The 18,146-nt window shown below is 61.5% G+C and carries 16 protein-coding genes; 8 read left to right on the forward strand and 8 right to left on the reverse strand.

The features are described 5' to 3' along the window. Window positions 1-3: 3 nt before the first annotated feature. Together Q8K08_RS03625 and Q8K08_RS03630 are read right to left on the reverse strand one after the other, a co-directional pair. Window positions 4-513, reverse strand: a complete 510-nt coding sequence (locus tag Q8K08_RS03625) for a lipocalin family protein (protein WP_305249225.1) — start codon at window positions 511-513, stop codon at window positions 4-6. Further along, window positions 510-1,418 carry a 3-keto-5-aminohexanoate cleavage protein gene (locus Q8K08_RS03630; RefSeq protein ID WP_304804364.1) on the reverse strand — a complete coding sequence of 303 codons (909 nt, stop codon included), beginning with the start codon at window positions 1,416-1,418 and terminating at the stop codon, window positions 510-512. The genes Q8K08_RS03625 and Q8K08_RS03630 overlap by 4 nt, the downstream gene beginning before the upstream one ends. Before the next feature lie 63 nt (window positions 1,419-1,481). On the opposite strand from Q8K08_RS03630, the gene Q8K08_RS03635 reads away from it, so the two are divergent. Continuing rightward, on the forward strand, window positions 1,482-2,495 hold the full coding sequence (locus tag Q8K08_RS03635; protein ID WP_305249226.1) for a GlxA family transcriptional regulator: 1,014 nt from the start codon (window positions 1,482-1,484) through the stop codon (window positions 2,493-2,495). 6 nt (window positions 2,496-2,501) lie between these two features. Here Q8K08_RS03635 and Q8K08_RS03640 read toward each other — a convergent pair whose 3' ends face one another. After that, complete coding sequence (locus Q8K08_RS03640; protein WP_305249227.1) at window positions 2,502-3,866, reverse strand: voltage-gated chloride channel family protein; 1,365 nt, start codon at window positions 3,864-3,866, stop codon at window positions 2,502-2,504. Between the two features lie 256 nt (window positions 3,867-4,122). Between Q8K08_RS03640 and Q8K08_RS03645 the strand changes: the two genes are divergently transcribed. From Q8K08_RS03645 to Q8K08_RS03660, 4 genes are all read left to right on the forward strand, one after another. Continuing rightward, complete coding sequence (locus Q8K08_RS03645) at window positions 4,123-4,509, forward strand: acyl-CoA thioesterase (protein ID WP_304804357.1); 387 nt, start codon at window positions 4,123-4,125, stop codon at window positions 4,507-4,509. Between the two features lie 295 nt (window positions 4,510-4,804). Next, on the forward strand, window positions 4,805-5,161 hold the full coding sequence (locus tag Q8K08_RS03650) for a DMT family protein (protein ID WP_304804355.1): 357 nt from the start codon (window positions 4,805-4,807) through the stop codon (window positions 5,159-5,161). A gap of 63 nt (window positions 5,162-5,224) precedes the next feature. Continuing rightward, window positions 5,225-6,436: a multidrug effflux MFS transporter gene (locus tag Q8K08_RS03655; RefSeq protein WP_304804351.1), complete on the forward strand. Its 1,212-nt coding sequence runs from the start codon at window positions 5,225-5,227 to the stop codon at window positions 6,434-6,436. A gap of 57 nt (window positions 6,437-6,493) precedes the next feature. Then, on the forward strand, window positions 6,494-7,891 hold the full coding sequence (locus tag Q8K08_RS03660) for a short-chain fatty acyl-CoA regulator family protein (protein WP_304804349.1): 1,398 nt from the start codon (window positions 6,494-6,496) through the stop codon (window positions 7,889-7,891). A 138-nt stretch (window positions 7,892-8,029) separates the two neighbouring features. On the opposite strand, the gene Q8K08_RS03665 is transcribed toward Q8K08_RS03660, so the two are convergent. The 4 genes from Q8K08_RS03665 to betI all read right to left on the reverse strand — a co-directional run bounded on the left by Q8K08_RS03665 (window position 8,030) and on the right by betI (window position 12,489). After that, window positions 8,030-8,695 carry a thermonuclease family protein gene (locus Q8K08_RS03665; protein WP_304804346.1) on the reverse strand — a complete coding sequence of 222 codons (666 nt, stop codon included), beginning with the start codon at window positions 8,693-8,695 and terminating at the stop codon, window positions 8,030-8,032. Between the two features lie 87 nt (window positions 8,696-8,782). Further along, window positions 8,783-10,432, reverse strand: a complete 1,650-nt coding sequence (betA, locus tag Q8K08_RS03670; protein WP_304804344.1) for a choline dehydrogenase — start codon at window positions 10,430-10,432, stop codon at window positions 8,783-8,785. 21 nt (window positions 10,433-10,453) lie between these two features. Continuing rightward, window positions 10,454-11,908 (reverse strand): betaine-aldehyde dehydrogenase, encoded by a 1,455-nt coding sequence (gene betB, locus Q8K08_RS03675; RefSeq protein ID WP_305249228.1) that lies wholly within the window; start codon window positions 11,906-11,908, stop codon window positions 10,454-10,456. After that, window positions 11,905-12,489 carry a transcriptional regulator BetI gene (gene betI / locus Q8K08_RS03680; RefSeq protein ID WP_304804339.1) on the reverse strand — a complete coding sequence of 195 codons (585 nt, stop codon included), beginning with the start codon at window positions 12,487-12,489 and terminating at the stop codon, window positions 11,905-11,907. The genes betB and betI overlap by 4 nt, the downstream gene beginning before the upstream one ends. 90 nt (window positions 12,490-12,579) lie before the next feature. Here betI and choX point away from each other — a divergent pair, with 90 nt between their 5' ends. The 3 genes from choX (at window position 12,580) to choV (ending at window position 15,531) form a co-directional block, all read left to right on the forward strand. Next, a complete protein-coding gene (gene choX, locus Q8K08_RS03685; RefSeq protein ID WP_304801186.1) occupies window positions 12,580-13,509 on the forward strand; it encodes a choline ABC transporter substrate-binding protein in 930 nt (309 codons plus the stop codon). 130 nt (window positions 13,510-13,639) lie between these two features. Continuing rightward, window positions 13,640-14,476: a choline ABC transporter permease subunit gene (gene choW, locus Q8K08_RS03690; protein ID WP_304801189.1), complete on the forward strand. Its 837-nt coding sequence runs from the start codon at window positions 13,640-13,642 to the stop codon at window positions 14,474-14,476. Then, entirely contained in the window at window positions 14,473-15,531 is a 1,059-nt protein-coding gene (gene choV, locus Q8K08_RS03695; RefSeq protein ID WP_305249229.1) for a choline ABC transporter ATP-binding protein, read from the forward strand. The genes choW and choV overlap by 4 nt, the downstream gene beginning before the upstream one ends. A 2-nt stretch (window positions 15,532-15,533) precedes the next feature. Here the strand turns inward: choV and topA are convergent, their stop codons facing one another. Further along, window positions 15,534-18,122: a type I DNA topoisomerase gene (gene topA / locus Q8K08_RS03700; protein WP_305249230.1), complete on the reverse strand. Its 2,589-nt coding sequence runs from the start codon at window positions 18,120-18,122 to the stop codon at window positions 15,534-15,536. Between the last annotated feature and the right edge of the window lie 24 nt (window positions 18,123-18,146).

The raw sequence follows: 18,146 nt of genomic DNA on the forward strand, positions 1-18,146 counted from the left end.
CCCTTACTGCGGCGTGCGCTGAAGCGCCGCCTCGTCATAGCCATTCGCGGCAAACACGCCCGCCGCCCAGCGCCGTTCGTCCTGCGTCACATGCCGGTCACGGTGCAGCATCCAGCCTGCCAACCGAGTGGGCGTGCCCACCAGCAGCGTGCGGCCATCACGGCTTTGGCCGATCACCCAGTAATCCCCGGCAAAGGGCACGCCTTCCAGCCTGACCTTGAATTGCCCCGCCCCAACCCGTGCCGCCGTGCCAGCGATCTGCACCACCTGCCCGCCCCGTCGGCAGCGGTTGACCACGCTCAGGCCCCCCTCAATCGCCGCATAGGTTGCGGTGGTGTGGCTGCACCCGCCCTGAAATGGTGCGGGAAAACTTGCCACCTCATACCACTTCCCCACCAAACGCTCGGGCGCGATATCCAGCAGATACATCGGGGCGTCCGCATAGCGTGGCGACGGCGTGTGCGGATCGCACCCGGCCAAAGCCAACACGGAAAGCAGCAAAAGTGGCTTCATAGCGGGGCCCTTTTTTCCAGCTTCAGCCGTGCCCGCACCTCGGCAGGGGTAATCACCCGCGCACCCATGTTTTCAATGATGGTGGCCGCGCGCTCGACCAGCTGCGCATTGGTCGCCAGCACCCCTTTGTCGAGCCAAAGGTTATCCTCCAGCCCGACCCGCACATTGCCGCCGCCAAAGACCGATGCCGCCACATAGGGCATCTGGTGGCGACCAAGCGCAAAGGCAGACCAGTGCCAGCCAGATGGCACGTTGTTCACCATGGCCATAAAGGTGTTCAGGTCATCCGGCGCGCCCCATGGCACGCCCATGCACAGTTGCACCAGCACCGGTTCGGGGATCACGCCTTCACGCACCAGTTCTTTCGCCAACCACAGATGCCCGGTATCAAAGGCCTCAATCTCGATGCGAACGCCCGCCGCCGTCATCCGCTTGGCCATGTCGCGCAACATGCCGGGGGTGTTGACCATCACATAATCGGCCTCGTTGAAATTCATCGTGCCGCAATCGAGCGTGCAGATCTCGGGGCGGCACTCCACCACATGCGCCACCCGCTCAGCCGCGCCCGCCATGTCAGACCGGGGGCCGATACGGCCCATATCCTCAGTGCCCTCAAAATAGATGTCGCCGCCCATCCCGGCGGTCAGGTTCAAGACCACATCTTCACCCGCGTCGCGGATGCGTTCCGTGACCTCTCGGTAAAGCGCCAGCGCGCGCGACGGCTTGCCGGTCTCGGGGTCGCGCACATGGCAATGCACCACCGCAGCACCGGCTTTGGCGGCATCAATGGCACTGTCGGCAATCTGCTTCGGGCTGCGCGGCACATGCGGGCTGCGGTCTTGGGTGCCGCCCGATCCGGTCACGGCACAGGTGATGAAGACCTCACGGTTCATGGATAGTGGCATGGCATCCCCCTTTGTTGCGGCCAGCTTAACGCTCTTGTCAGGCGACGCTTTGCGATTTACGAAATGATGATGACGGAAAATGCTCTCTTTGTCTCGACGAAAGCCCCGCTTGACCTTGCCGTGCTGGTCCTGCCGCATTGCTCTATTCTGGAAGTGGCAAGCGTGTTGGACCCGCTGCGTGCCGCCAACCGACATCTGGGGGCCGACGCGTTCCGGTTTCGCATCGTCACTCCGGATGGACGACCAGCCCCCTTGACCTGCGGCATCGAATTGCCGTCTTCGGGCGCACTGTCAATGGCCAAGGGCGCTGCGCTTTTGATGGTAATTGCAGGCTACCGTCTGGCCGAGGTCGCCACCCGCCCACTGATCCGCGATCTGCGCAACATGGCCCATGGCTTCACCGCTATTGGCGGTGTTGATGCCGCGCCTTGGGTGCTGGCCCGCGCCGGTCTGCTGGATGGTCACCGCGCCACGGTGCATTGGGAGGATCAAGAGGATCTGGCCCACGCGCATCCGCACATTGATGTCCGGCCAGACCGCTATGTGATCGACCGCAACCGGATGACGGCAGGCGGGGCCGCGCCAGCCTATGACCTGATGCTGCACCTGATCCGTGCCCGCCATGGTGCGGGGCTGGCGCGTCTGGTGGCGCAGAGTTTTCTACAATCGCCGCGCCCCGGCAATTCTCCGCAGGTCGCCACATTGCCCGGCGCACCGGGCAACGATCCCAACCTTGATCCGCGTGTCGCCCGCGTACTAGCCCGGATGGAGACCACTTTGGACAGCCCCGACCCGATCGCCGCTCTGGCCGCCAGTGTTGGCCTGTCTCCACGCAGGCTGGAAAGCCTGTTCCGCCACAGCCTTGGCACGTCACCCGGCGCACATGCCCTGTCGCTCCGCCTCGCCGCCGCGCGGCGCATGCTGACCGATACCGCGCATCCGCTGTCCGAAGTCGCGCTTCGCACCGGCTTTTCCAGCCCCGCCACCCTAAGCCGTGCGTTCCGTCGGACTTTCGGCCAATCCCCAACCACGTTGCGCCGACCGGGCGCGCACAAGCCCGCATCTTTGACCGTATAAACAGGCTCAGTCGTCGTTGCGCGTCTCGATTGTCGGGTGAGACCGCCGCGCTTTGCGCCACTGATGCAGCGGCACAGCCGGATCGGGGTCCCAGCCGACACGCGTCTTGGGCACCGCGATCCGCTGCGCACCGTAAATCGACGCATGACCCGATGCGGCATAGGCAATGAAGCAGCCGACCGCCATTGGCACGGCATGGGTTGCGCCAAACAGCTCGATCCCCATGATGATGCAGGCCAGCGGCGTGTTGGTGGCCCCGGCAAAGACGGCGACAAAACCAATGGCGGCCATCAGGTCGGTGGGCACCCCCATCAGCGCCCCAAGTGCCACGCCAAGTGCTGCACCGATGAAAAACAGCGGCGTCACTTCGCCCCCCTTGAAGCCTGCGGAAAGCGTGATGACCGTAAACAGAAATTTCCAGAACCAACTGGTGTAATCAGTCTGGTCAGGTTGCAAAAACCCGATCAGCGTAGGATCGCCGGGGATCGCGCTCCAGACACCAAGGCCCAGATAAGCGCGGGTATCCAGCAAGAAGACCAGCCCGATGATGAGAATAGAGGCGATGACCGGCCGCAGCGGCGCATAGGGCACAAACCGCGCCCAAAACGCCGCCAGCCCGTGTGATGCCTCGGTAAAGGCGCGTGCGCACAGCCCGAAGGCAAGCCCGGCAACAGCGACCTTTGCCAAAAGCACCATATCCACTCCGAACCAGCCGACGACCGCGGTCGGAACAAAGCTGATCTCGTAATGCACATGGCCCACGCCCCAAGCCTGCACCGTCCAGTCACCCACAAGTGCCGCCAGCAAGGCTGGCAACAATGCATCATACTGGATGCGCCCGATCATCAGGACCTCCAGCGCAAAGATCGCGCCGGCCAGCGGGGTGCCGAACACCGCGCCAAAGCCTGCCGCGATTCCGCAGATCAGCAAAATACGCATCAAGGGCGCGTCCAGATGCAACCGAGACCCCAGCCCCCCCGCCAGCGCGCCACCGATCTGCACAGCGGTGCCTTCGCGCCCGGCCGAGCCGCCAACCAGATGGGTCAGCACGGTTGAAATCAGTATGAAGGGGGCCATGCGCAGGGGCACACCGCCACCCGGCTGGTGAATTTCATCCACGATCAGATTGTTACCGCCGCCCGATGCACCGCCAAACCGCTGATAGGCCCAGACCATCGCAAAGCCCGCCACCGGCATCAGCCAGATCAGCCATGGCAGGTCAAAGCGCGCCTGCGTGGCACGGTCCAGCGACCACAAAAACAGCGCGACGGCCGATCCGATTGCAACCGACAAGGGCAGCAAAACAGCCAGCCAGAAGGCAAGGCGTGACACCTTGCGCCATTGCCGCAGCAGAATGTTGTGATCATGCATGACCGGATCCCTGACACTTCTGACAGCCCTGCATCGCCGGGACTGCACATTTGTCTTAACCGCTTGGCCATCGGGCACAAGCCCCGGCGTGGCCGCAATGACACCCCGCCCGGCACCATACCCTTGGCCAAGCCTGAGATGGCGGCCTTTACGGTGGCCCCGTTTGACCGCATGATAAGAGCTTGATTGGGAACCGAACATCACCTGCACCGGGAACGCACCATGGACACATGCACATCAGACCGGGCCCGCGGCCATGTCCTGTGACCCGCCTTCGGGGCAACCCGTCATCCGCACAATCGCCATGCCTGCCGACACAAACCCGTCGGGCGACATTTTTGGCGGTTGGCTGATGGCGCAGATGGATCTTGCAGCGGGCAACCTTGCCGCAAGGGTGGCGCGCGGACGCGCGGCGACCATCGCGGTCGAGGGAATGACGTTTCTGAAACCCGTAAAGGTGGGCGACGAGGTGTCGCTTTATGCCGATCTGGTCAGCACGGGCCGCACCTCGATGCGCATTCACGTCGAGGCATGGCGGCGCAACCGCTACGGCGAAGACAGCGTAAAGGTCACAGATGCCACCTTCACCTTTGTGGCGCTTGATGACGAAAGCAAACCACGCCCCCTCTCCGGCGGGATATGACGGAAAGCACCTTCAATCATCGGTGGTGCCTGCACATGGCCCAAGTCGACCCACAGCCCCAAAAAACAACAATCAACAGATTGCATCATATACATAGCCGACTATTTTCGCACAATCCTGATACCAGAACGGGTGCCCCGGTTTTGATCTGCACCCGACTCTGCACACAAATGATTTCGATCTGCTGTTCGATCTGGCGTGCAGGGCCCCAAATCGGTCAGATACACACCAACGCGGTACACGCGCATATCCTGCGCTTCAAAACACCGCCCCTTTTCCAAGGACGCCCGTTGCCATGGCTCTGCCCTTTTCTGTTCCTGTCCTGACGATTGGTCTTTTGCTGCTGTCGAATGTCTTCATGACCTTTGCCTGGTATGGGCATCTGAAGTTCAAAGAAACGACCCTCATCGCGGTAATTTTCATCAGCTGGGGGATCGCGTTTTTCGAGTATACACTCATGGTTCCGGCAAACCGGATCGGGCACGGCCACTTCAGCGCGGCCGAGCTGAAAACCATTCAAGAGGTGATTACCCTCTCGGTTTTTGCGGTCTTTTCGGTGTTCTATCTGAAAGAACCACTCAGCTGGAACCATATTGTGGGCTTTGCGTTTATCGGCTTGGGAGCGTTTTTCATCTTTCATAAATGGGCATAGGCGCACACTCACCCCTGCCCGAACGGCGTGGACATGATATGTCGGCGGGATTAGCAAGAGCGGATGACTGAAAGTATTTTCCTCGATCGCAGAACACCGCCGCATATCGCAACACTCATCCTGCTTGCCGGGCTTTCGGCGCTGACCATGAATATCTTTCTGCCATCCCTGCCGGGAATGGCTGCATGGTTCGGGGTGCCCTATGCGCTGATGCAGCTGTCCGTTGCGCTGTATCTGGCGCTGTCTGCCGTGTTGCAAATTATCATCGGCCCGATTTCGGACCGCTACGGTCGGCGCAAAGTGCTTTTGTGGTCGCTCGTCCTGTTTCTGATCGCGACGCTTGGCACCTTGCTTGCCCCCAATGCGACGGCATTTCTGGTGTTCCGCATGGCTCAGGCGGTGATTGCCGCCGGAATGGTGCTGTCACGCGCAGTGGTGCGCGACATGGTCCCAGATGAACAGGCCGCCAGCATGATCGGCTATGTCACCATGGGCATGAGCATCGTGCCGATGATCGGCCCCGTGATCGGCGGCGTTCTGGAAGAGGCCATCGGATGGCAAGCCAACTTTGGCCTGTTGCTGGTGCTGGGTCTGGTGACGCTGTGGCTGACATGGGCCGATCTGGGGGAAACGGCCACGATCCGCCCTGTGACACTGGGTGCCCAGATCCGCCAATATCCGCAACTGCTACGGTCGCAACGGTTTTGGGGCTATGCGCTGTGCGCGGCCTTCGCATCGGGGTCGTTCTTTGCCTATCTGGGCGGCGCGCCCTACGTCGGAACCGAGGTGTTTGGCCTGTCTGCCTCTGGCGTGGGCGCGCTGTTTGCGCTGACCGCCATCGGCTATGCGGCAGGCAATTTCGTGGCAGGGCGGTTTTCAGTGCGGATCGGAATGAACCGCATGGTGTTCATCGGCGCGCTGATCACACTGGCGGGGCTTTCGACGCTTGCGGTGTTGACGCTGGCCGGGCTGCATTCGGCCTATGTGTTTTTTGGCTTCACCACCTTTGTCGGTTTCGGCAACGGGATGACATTGCCCAACGCCAATGCCGGCATGTTGTCGATCAAGCCCGAACTTGCGGGGACCGCATCGGGTCTTGGCGGGGCCATCATGATCGGTGGCGGCGCGGCGCTGGCGGCCCTTGCTGGCGCCTTGTTGGGGCCCGGCGCGTCCGAAACCCCGCTTGTGCTGCTGATGCTCGCCTCGTCAATCGGTGCGGTGGTGTCGATCCTGTGGGTGATGCAGCGCGCCCGCGCACTTGGTCTGACGTCCTGACCGCTTGACGGCGGCTTTGCAAAGGCGAAGATGGCTTTGCAAATCCGGGGGGACGGCATGGCCACTCAAAAGCTGTATGCGGGCGCGAAACTGCGCGAGATGCGTGGGCGTCTGGGGCTGACGCAAAAGCTGTTTGCCGACAAATTGTCAGTATCTTTGCCATACCTGAACCAGATGGAAAACAACCACAGGCCGGTATCGGCCGGGGTGGTGCTGGCACTGGCGCAAGAGTTCGGTCTGGATGTCACTGAACTCACCGTCGGCGAAAGTGAGCGGCTGGTCAGCGACATGAAAGAGGCGCTGGCCGACCCGGTCTTTGGCTCCGCGGCCCCCCCCTTGGCCGACCTGCGGCTGGCGGCCTCGAACGCTCCGGCGCTGGCCCGCGCCTTTCTGGATCTGCACCGCGCCTATCGCCAGACCCACGAGCGGCTTGCCTCTCTGGATGAGGCGCTGGGCCGGGAAGACGCTGCATTGCGCCCCTCACCTTGGGAAGAAGTGCGTGATTTCTTTCACTATTGCGACAATTATCTGGATGCGGTGGACCGCGCCGCCGAACACTTTGTCACCGGACCAAATGGGCGCCGCGATGTGGTTCAGGCCGCACGCGAGGCGCTGGAGCGACGTGGCATCAGCCTGCATTTCAGCGACACCGATGCAATGCGCCGCTACGATCCTGTCGCAAAGCGGCTTGATGTCTCGGCCCGTGCGGCGGGGCCCACCCAAAGGTTCCAGCTATTGCATCAGGTCGCACTGATCACCCAGAACGACCTTCTCGACGCCACGCTGGACCTCGCCCGCTTTCACACGCCAGAGGCACGCGAAATTGCCAAGATCGGGCTGGCCAACTACTTCGCCGGCGCCGCTTTACTGCCCTACCGCGCCTTTCTGGACGCCGCCAGCAGCACACGGCATGATCTGGAACGGCTGGCCGACCTTTTTGGCGCCAGTATTGAGCAAGTGGCGCATCGGCTCTCCACATTGCAACGACCGGGGGCAAAGGGGATTCCGTTTTTCTTCGTGAGGGTCGATCAGGCAGGCACGATCACCAAGCGCCACTCGGCCACAAGGCTGCAATTCGCGCGCTTTGGCGGGGCTTGTCCGTTGTGGAATGTCCATCGCGCGTTTGAGACGCCCGGGCGGTTCCTGCGTCAGCTTGCAGAAACCCCGGATGGGGTGCGGTATTTGTGCCTGGCACGTGACGTATCAAAACCCGGCGGCTCTTTCCACGCGCCGACCCGCCGCTATGCCATCGGCCTTGGCTGCGAAGTGCAACACGCGGGTGCCTTGGTCTATGCTGATGGGCTGGACCTGAAAGGCCGGTTCGAGCCGATCGGCATTTCCTGCCGTATCTGCGAGCGGCCCGATTGCCACCAACGGTCCGTTCCGCCGTTGGAGCGCCGGTTGCGCGTCAACCCTGACCGCCGCGACGTGCTGCCGTATGAAATCCTGTCCTGAGAAACGCTGATCGCCCTTGGCAAGCCTGCGCCTCCGGCGGGAGTATTTGGCAAGCAGCAATCCAAAGAGGTGCCTCTGAGGCTTGCTGCTTTGGAAATACTCTGGGGGGCGCGCAAAGCGCGGGGGCAACGCCCCCTCTCAGCGTCGGGCCGGGCGGAACCCTGCGGATCTGGCTTCGGCTTCGGTGCAGAACCATGCCTCACCTTTTGACACATCAATACGGGTTGCGGCGTAGTCGCGCTGACCGGGGTGGTGAAAGATGCGGCCCGACGCGCCGATATTGCCCTTGATATCGCAGCCAGCCGGCGCTGCTTGCGCGGGTTTGGCGCCGCTCTGGCGGTGAGCTTGAGGCGTCACCATGCGGCCCGCCCACAGGCCGACACCTGCGGCTTTGGCCGTGGCTTGATCTGCAAGGTAGCGGCCTGAATACCGAGCATAGGCCTGTGCCGCCCCCGCCTGCACCTGCGCGCGGGACAGGTCCAACCGGCCCGCAGTGCAAGTGGCGACCATGCGGCCATAGCGGTCGGTGTCTTCGCGGATGCAGGTTACCGGCCCGTTGCCGACGGCACGGGTTAGCATGGTTGCGGACCACGCCCCGCAATCCCAGCTTTGACCATGGCGGTCGCACCGTTGCCCCCGTTCCGGCGCGTCGATGCCGAACAGCCGCACACGCTGTCCTTGCCAGTCAAGAGTATCGCCATCAATCACCCTGACAGCCCCGTCCCGGGTCACGGCAACAGCTATGGCCACGGGTGTGGCGATGGACAGAGCCGCAAGAACGAGAAGGGAACGAATGATTAACATGACCCAGAAATCGGGTCATTATCGCGCACATGCAAGGGCAAATGTTAACGAAAGGTTAACAAGCGTTCATCCTGTTGCCTGTAATGGTCAGCGCTGCTGGGTTTGCCAGTTCGGATGTGTCCAGGGTCCAAGATTCATTGGCGCCAGAGGCGTCCGGCCAAGGATATGGTCCGCCGCCTTTTCGCCCACCATGATCGAGGGCGCATTCAGGTTTCCATTTGTCACCTGCGGAAACACCGAGCTGTCCGCCAGTCGCAGACCTTCGACGCCGATGACCCGGCATTCGGCGTCCACTACCGCCATCGGGTCCGATCTGCGCCCCATGCGCGCCGTGCCGCAGGGGTGATAGGCCGATTCGACGTGTTCGCGCAGAAAGGCGTCAATCTCGTCATCCGTGTTCACATCAGGCCCCGGCTGGATCTCACTTTTAACAAAGGGCGCCATGGCAGCTTGGGAAAATACCTCTCGCGTCAGGCGGATGGCGGCGCGGAATTCGGCCCAGTCGTCGGGGTGCGACATATAGTTGAACCGGATCACCGGCGCGTCATTCGGGTCAGCCGAGCGCAGCGTGACAGAGCCGCGCGATTTCGACCGCATCGGCCCCACATGTGCCTGAAACCCATGGCCCCCGGCAGCGACCTTGCCATCGTAGCGCACTGCAATCGGCAAGAAATGATACTGAAGGTTGGGGTAATCGATCCCCGCATGTGAGCGGATAAAGGCACAAGCCTCAAACTGATTGCTGGCGCCCAGGCCTTTACCGGTGAACAGCCACTGCGCGCCGATCAGCGCCTTCCCCCAAAGGTTCCAGTATTTGTAGAGGGTTATCGGCTGAGCGGCCGCAAACTGGAAATAAATTTCCAGATGGTCTTGCAGGTTTGCCCCAACGCCGGGGCGATCCGCCACCAGCGCAATACCGTGGCGGGCAAGTTCTGCCGCCGGGCCAATCCCTGACAGCATCAGCAGTTTCGGGCTATTAAGTGATGAAGCCGCGATTATCACCTCGCGCCCCGCCTGCACAACAAAGGGCGCGCCTCCCTGATCCAACTCTACCCCAGTGGCGCGGCCATTCTCGATCACCACGCGGCGGGCATTGCCGCGCAGCAGGTGAACATTGCCCCCCGCCATCGCGGGTTTGAGGTAGGCATTGGCGGCTGACCAGCGGCGACCTTTGTAGATCGTCGCTTCCATTGGGCCAAAGCCCTCTTGCTGTTCGCCATTATAGTCCTGCGTCACCGGATAGCCCGCCTGTTCGCCTGCCGCGATAAAGGCATCGAACAAGGGGTTGGCCCGTGGGCCGCGCGTGATGTGCAGCGGGCCATCGGTGCCGCGGTATTCCGGGCCAGAGCCGCCATGCGACTGCTCCATCCGTTTGAAATAAGGCAGTACATCGGCATAGGCCCAGCCGTCCGCCCCCATCTCGGCCCATGTGTCGTAGTCACGGGCATGGCCGCGCACATAGACCATACCATTGATCGACGACGACCCGCCGATGACCTTGCCGCGCGGCGTGACCAGACGGCGCCCGCCAAGGTGGGGTTCGGGTTCCGATTGCAGGCCCCAGTCATACATACCCATATTCATTGGGTATGACAGCGCGGCGGGCATCTGGATGAAAGGGCCAGCGTCTGAGCCGCCAGCCTCAATCACAGTGACGCGCCGTCCAGCCTCGGCCAGACGGTAAGCCATTGCGCAACCGGCAGAGCCTGCCCCGATGATAACGTAATCCGCGTGCATTTCTTTGACTTTACTTCCGGTTTAATAGGGCGCGTCGACCGGCCCCATGCCGACGTAGACTGACTTGACCTGCGTGTAGTGCTGCACCGCTGCATGGCCGTTTTCGCGCCCCACGCCCGAGGCCTTGTTGCCGCCAAAGGGCGCCTCTACCGGGGTCAGGTTATAGGCGTTGATCCAGCAGGTGCCGGCTTGCAACTGGCCGATAACCCGGTGCGCTCGGGTCAGATCGGCGGTAAACACGCCTGCCGCAAGGCCAAATTCGGTGGCATTGGCGCGGGTGATCGCCTCGGCCTCGGTGTCAAAATCCAGCACCGCCATGACCGGGCCAAACACCTCTTCGCGGGCGATGGTCATTTCATCGGTGATGTCGGCAAAAACCGTAGGCTGGACATAATAGCCGGTATTGAGCGCCGTGCGGCCGCCGCCCGTTACCAGACGCCCACCTTCGGCTTTCGCAGTGTCGATATAGCCCAAAACCTTGGTCAGTTGCAGTTCTGACACCAGCGGGCCCATCTGGGTGGCATCGTCCAGCGGGTCACCCAAAACCATCGCCTGCGCGCGGGTTTTCAAGCGCGACAGGAAGGCATCCTTGATCCCTTTTTGCACGAACACACGGGTGCCATTGCTGCACACCTGACCGGATGAGTAGAAATTTGCCATCATTGCGGCACCGACAGCATCATCAAGGCTGGCATCATCAAAGATAACCAGCGGGGATTTGCCGCCCAACTCCATCGTCACATGGCGCATCCCCTCGGCAGCGGCGGCGTATACCTTGCGACCTGTCGACACCGATCCGGTCAGCGAAACCTTGGCCACGCGCGGGTCGGTGACCAGCGCCGCGCCAACCGAACCGCGCCCTTGCAGCACGTTGAACAGACCCGCTGGCAGACCCGCCGCAATGTAGATTTCAGCCAGTTTCAAGGCGCCCAAAGGCGTGACTTCGGACGGCTTGAACACCATCGCATTGCCAAAGGCGAGGGCAGGCGCGGATTTCCAGCAGGCAATCTGGCTGGGGTAGTTCCACGCGCCAATACCAACGCACACCCCCAAGGCTTCGCGGATGGTATAAACAAAGTCACGGCCCACCGGGATGGTCTCGCCCGTTACCGTCGGCGTAAGACCGGCAAAATACTCCAGTGCATCCGCACCCGATGGCCAGTCGGCAACCCGCGTTTCCTGTATCGGCTTGCCGGTGTCCATCGTTTCAAGCTGCGCCAGTTCTTCGGCCCGGTCGCGAATCATGTCAGCCGCACGGCGCAAAATGCGGGCGCGGTCCACGGGACGAGTTGCAGCCCAGTCGGCTTGCGCACGGGTGGCCGATGCCAAAGCGCGCTCGATCAGGGCCGGTGTGGCCTCATGCAGACGGGCGATGATCTCGCCTGTGGCCGGATAAATCACATCAATCACCGCGCCAGCGGTATCTTCAACATAAGCCCCATCAATGAAATGGCTGGCTGTTGGTTGCGCTTTCATGCGTCATCCCCCGGAAGTTGTGAGTTAAGATAGTTGAGCGCGGTCGCCACTGCCGCCAGCCCATCGGGTGGGCCGGATTTCAGCACTTCGCGCAGATACAGCCCATCAATCAATGCGCCCAAGCCATCGGCCAGTGCGGCAGCTTTGTCCCCGGACAAGGGCACAAGACAAGACATCAGATTTGAGCGCAGACGCCGCTGATAGACAGCGAGCAGGCGCCGCGCCTGTGGCACGGTCTGCGCCAGTACCCAGAAATTCAGCCAGGCGCTGACCGCCTCGCGCCGGAAGTTTCCGGGGCTGAAGCTGGCGCGCAGAATTGCGCGCAGTCGCGCCTCTGGCCCCTCGGCGGCGGCCAGGGCACCGCGCACTTCGGCCCCGTAAAGCGTGAGTATATGGCGCATGGCGGCCAGAAACATTTCCTCTTTGGAGCCAAAGTAGTGATGCGCCAACGCTGGCGACATACCTGCCCGCCGCGCGATCTGGGATACAGTTACATCCAAGGAACCGGCCCGCCCGATCTCAGAGATCGTGGCTTTGACCAACGCATCCTTTCGGATAGGCTCCATCCCAAGTTTCGGCATTTATGTGTGACCTTGTGGAAATATCTTGCCAAACGAAGTAAGCTTGAAGTTTATTGACTCGTCAATCAACAAAAAAATAGGGAGCCACCAATGACCCTTCGTTCCGCCTTTCTGGCAACAACTGTCACCTTTGCCTTTGCGGGCAGCGCATTCGCCGCAAGCTGTGACAAAGTGATTTTCTCGGATGTGGGCTGGACCGACATCACCGCAACCACGGCAGCAACGACCGTTGTGCTGGAAGCTTTGGGTTACCAGACCGAGATCAAACTGTTGTCCGTGCCGGTGACTTATACCGGGCTTGCGGGCAATGACATCGACGTGTTCCTGGGCAACTGGATGCCGACGATGGAGGCCGATATCGCCCCCTATCGCGAGGCAGGCACGGTGGACACGGTGCGGACCAATCTTGAGGGGGCAAAATACACGCTGGCCACCAACGAGCATGGTGCAGCCCTTGGCATTGCCGATTTCAGCGACATCGCAGCCCAGCAAAACGCTCTGGGTGGTCAGATTTACGGGATCGAGCCGGGCAATGACGGCAACCGTCTGATCCTCGATATGATCGAGAGCGGGCCGTTCGGGCTGGATGGGTTCAAGATCGTGGAATCCTCGGAACAGGGGATGCTTTCGGCAGTGGCGCGAGCGAACCGCGATGGCAAGCCGGTCGTGTTTCTTGGCTGGGAACCGCACCCGATGAACGCCAATTTCACCATGACTTATCTGACCGGGGGGGATGATTACTTTGGCCCCGATTTGGGCGGCGCTGTGGTAGCGACCAACACCCGCGCGGGCTATGTCGCGGAATGCCCGAATACCGGCAAGCTGTTGCAAAACCTGACGTTCACGCTCGCCATGGAAAACGAGATCATGGGTGCAATCCTGGATGACGGCGAAGATCCGGCGGTGGCCGCAAAGGCTTGGCTGGCCGCCAACCCTACTGCGTGGGAACCTTGGCTGGACGGCGTGACCACAAAAGATGGTGGCGACGCCATGGCCGCTGTGGCTGCCGCGCTGAACTGAGAAGTGCCCCCGACATGACGGGGGCGCTGGTGTAAGCCGCCGGGGCAGCGCGCCCCCCAAGCCGCCGGTCTTCGGACCGGTGGCGGATCGGCTGAGTATCTTTACCACGATAAATGGGCGGGCCGATGTGATGGACTGGCTGACGGGTTACAAATTGCCAGTGGGCAGAACCGCCAAGGCGGTGTTCGACTGGATGAACAACAATCTGAGCGGTGTCTTTGACACAATCTCCAACATGATGGAGGCGATGATTGCTGCGATCCTGTGGTGTTTGTCGACGCCACATCCCTTGGTGGTTGTCGCGGCCTTTGTCGCGCTGACATGGGCGTTGCAGCGACGCTGGACGGTGGCTGTGGGGGTGCTGGTCGGGTTCCTGTTCATCCTCAATCAAGGCTACTGGATGGCCACTATGGAGAGTCTGACGCTGATATTATCCGCCTGTGTGGTCTGTATGGGGGTCGGCGTGCCGATCGGGATTGCCACGGCGCACCGGCCACGGCTGTATGGTGCCATCTCGCCCGTGCTGGATCTGATGCAAACGCTGCCCACCTTTGTTTACCTGATTCCGGCCATCGTATTCTTTGGTCTTGGCATGGTGCCGGGCCTAATTGCCACGGTAATTTTCGTGCTGCCCGCGCCGATCCGGCTGACGCATCTGGGGGTTTCATCTACCCCGACGGCCCTGCTGGAAGCGGCAACCGCCTTTGGTGCAACGCCGACCCAACGGCTGTGGAAGGTAGAGCTGCCCTATGCGCTGCCCCAGATCATGGCCGGGCTGAACCAGACCATCATGCTGTCGCTGTCGATGGTGGTGATTGCAGCACTGGTGGGGGCAAACGGCCTTGGCGTGCCGGTGGTGCGGGCGCTGAACACCGTGAATTCGGCGCTTGGGTTTGAATCGGGCTTCATCATCGTAGTGGTCGCCATCATGCTGGACCGCATGCTTCGGCTGGGAGCGCGCAAATGAACCCGGTGACCGACGCGAAAGACACCGCCGGACTGGCCGTTCGCTTTGACAAAGTATCGATCGTGTTTGGCGATCACCCCGACCGCGCCCTGCCCCTGATGGACAAGGGCCAAACCCGGAGCGAGATCCAGAAAAGCACAGGCCAGGTTCTGGGGGTGCATGACTGCAGCCTTGATGTCGCAACAGGCGAGATTCTGGTGCTGATGGGTTTGTCGGGATCTGGCAAATCAACGTTGCTGCGCGCGGTCAACGGGTTGAACCCGGTGTGCCGGGGGGCGGTGCATGTCAGCGATGGCAACGGCTTGGTCGATGTGACCCATGCCGACGCCGCAACCTTGCGCCGCATCCGGCTGAGCCGGGTGGCGATGGTGTTTCAGCAATTTGGCCTGCTGCCATGGCGCACGGTGCGCGAAAATGTCGGCCTGGGGCTGGAACTGGGCGGCATGGCCGCGGCCGAGCGGCGCGAGCGGGTCGATACGCAGCTGGAGCTGGTCAACCTGAGCCAATGGGCCGACCGCAAGGTGGGCGATCTGTCGGGCGGCATGCAGCAGCGGGTGGGCCTTGCGCGGGCCTTTGCAACCGAGGCCCCGATCCTGCTGATGGATGAGCCGTTTTCGGCATTGGACCCGCTGATCCGCGCCAAGCTGCAAGATGAACTTCTGGAGCTGCAATCGACGCTGAAACGCACGATCGTCTTTGTCAGCCACGATCTGGACGAGGCGTTCAAGATCGGCAACCGCATCGCGCTGATGGAAGGCGGGCGGATCGTGCAATGCGGCACCGCACGCGAGATCATTGCCAATCCGGTGGACGAATATGTGCAGGATTTCGTCGCCCACATGAACCCTCTGTCGGTGCTGACCGCGCGCGATGTAATGGTCGCGGGGGAGACCGCCTCGGCCCATGTTGTCGGCGCGGAAACCCCGGTGCGCGAGATCATGGCCGCGATCCGCGATGGCGCAGGCGAGATGGCGGTGGTGGAGAACGGCGCGCGCATCGGAGTGCTGCGCGCCGGGGCTGTGATGGGGCGGCTGATCAACCCGCGGACGGGCTAAGGCTATTCAGCGGCCTTTTTCGCGGCGGGCTTCTTGGCCGGGGCTTTCTTTGCCGCTGGCTTTTTGGCCGCCGGTTTGGCGGTTTTCGCGGCGGCCTTTTTCGGCGCGGCTTTCTTCTTGCCCGGCGACTTGGCGACCTTTTCCGCGATCAGTTCCAATGCCTGATCTATATTGATATCTTCGGGCGCGATCTCTTTCGGGATGGTCGCGTTGACCTTTTCCCATTTGATATAAGGACCATAGCGCCCCGGCATCACAGTAATTGCCCCGCCATCGGGGTGATCGCCAAGCGCCTTGATCGGCTCTGCCGGTGCGCTTGCCCCGCGCCCCCGGCTGGCCTTGAGCGCCAGCACTTCCATCGCGCGGTTCATGCCGATGGTGAACACTTCCTCAACATCCGCAATATTTGCATAGGTCGCGTTGTGTTTGACATATGGCCCGTAGCGACCAATCGCGGCCTCCACCGGCTGGCCGTCTTCCGGATGCGCGCCGATCAGACGCGGCAAGGACAGCAACTCCAACGCGCGCTCCAGCGTCAGACTGTCAGCGCCCCAGCCCTTTGGCAGGCTGGCACGGTCGGGCTTGGGCTGTTCCTCGGTCGCTTCACCGCGTTGCACATAAGGCCCGAACCGCCCGGCGCGCATGGTGATCGGCAAGCCATTCTCATCCTCACCCAGAATGCGGCCATCGGCCCCGCCCGCATCTTCGCCGCCCGAAATCGGACGGGTATAGCGGCATTCGGGATAGTTCTTGCAGCCGATGAACGCAGACCCCGACCGCGCCGTTTTCAGATGCAGACGTCCGGTGCCGCAGGTCGGACAAGACCGCGGGTCTGATCCATCCTCCCGCAGCGGATAAAGGTGCGGTGACAGAAAATCATCAATCTTTTCGAGCACCTCTCCGATCCGCAGATCAGAGGTTTCCGCAACGGCCGCCGAGAAATCGCGCCAGAATCTTTCCAGCACATCCTTGTAATCACGCTCTCCGGCCGACACGTCATCAAGCTGGTTTTCAAGATCGGCAGTGAAATCATATTCCACATAGCGCCGGAAATAGTTGGTCAGAAATGCAGTAACCAACCGCCCCTTATCCTCGGGGATCAGGCGGTTTTTGTCTTTGCGCACATACTCACGATCCTGAATCGTGGACAGCACTGACGCATAGGTGGACGGACGGCCAATGCCCAGTTCTTCCATCCGTTTGACCAATGTGGCCTCGGTGTAGCGCGGCGGTGGCTGGGTGAAATGCTGCTCGGGCGCAACCGACTGCTTTGTCGCTGGTTCCCCTTGCATGATCTGCGGCAGGCGGCCGCCTTCTTCATCTTCGTCGTCCCGGCCTTCGTCATAGACCTTCAGAAATCCGTCAAACTGCACGACCTGCCCTGTCGCGCGCAGCACAACCTGCCCGTCATCGCTGCCGACATCAACAGTGGTGCGTTCCAGACGCGCGGCGGCCATCTGGCTGGCGATGGTGCGTTTCCAGATCAGGTCATACAGATTGGCCTGATCCTTTTCCGACAGACGCAGCTTTTCCGGCGCTGCCGACATTTCGGTCGGGCGGATACATTCGTGGGCTTCCTGTGCGTTTTTGGCCTTGTTCTTATAGATGCGCGGGCTGTCTGGCACATAGGCCGCGCCAAAGCGGTCCTTGATTGCGTCGCGCGCCTGCGTCACAGCCTCGGGCGCCATGTCGATACCGTCGGTTCGCATATAGGTGATGTGGCCCGCCTCATACAAACGCTGCGCGGTGGACATGCATTGTTTGGCGCCCATGCCCAGTTTTCGGCTGGCCTCTTGTTGCAGGGTCGAGGTCATAAAGGGGGGATAGGGGTTGCGGTTGGCGGGCTTTGCCTCAACCGACTGCACACTCAGGTTTCGGGACGTGACCGCCTGCACCGCCAGTTCAGCGGCCGCAGCGGTCGGAATGTCAAACTTATCCAGCTTCTTGCCGCCAAGAACGGTCAGGCGCGCTTCAAATTCCTGCCCCCGCGGGGTGACCAGTACCACCTTGACAGACCAGTATTCGCGGGCACGGAACGCCTCGACCTCCATCTCACGCTCAACGATCAGGCGCAGGCAAACCGATTGCACCCGGCCCGCAGACTTTGATCCCGGCAGCTTTCGCCACAAAACCGGAGAAAGGGTAAAGCCCACAAGATAATCAAGCGCACGGCGGGCCAGATACGCCTCGACCAGCGGTGTGTCGATCTCACGCGGGTTCTTCATCGCCTGTGTCACAGCGTCTTTGGTGATGGCGTTGAAGGTGACGCGGGCAACGGTCTTGCCCTTTTTCAGACTGCTGGCCAACGCCTCTTTCAGGTGCCACGAAATCGCCTCACCCTCGCGGTCAGGGTCGGTCGCAAGGATCAGGGTATCATCAGTTTTCAACGCCTCGGTGATGGCTCGGATGTGCTTTTTCGACTCGGCCGCAATTTCCCATGTCATCGCAAAATCATGCTCGGTATCGACAGACCCGTCCTTTGCAGGCAGGTCGCGCACATGGCCATAAGAGGCCAGAACCGTGAAGTCAGAACCAAGATATTTGTTTATTGTCTTGGCCTTAGCAGGAGATTCAACTACGACGACGGCCATGAAATACCCTTTTTGCACGAAATC

The sequence above is a fragment of the Pseudotabrizicola sp. genome (assembly GCF_030684215.1).
Lineage (GTDB): Bacteria > Pseudomonadota > Alphaproteobacteria > Rhodobacterales > Rhodobacteraceae > Pseudotabrizicola.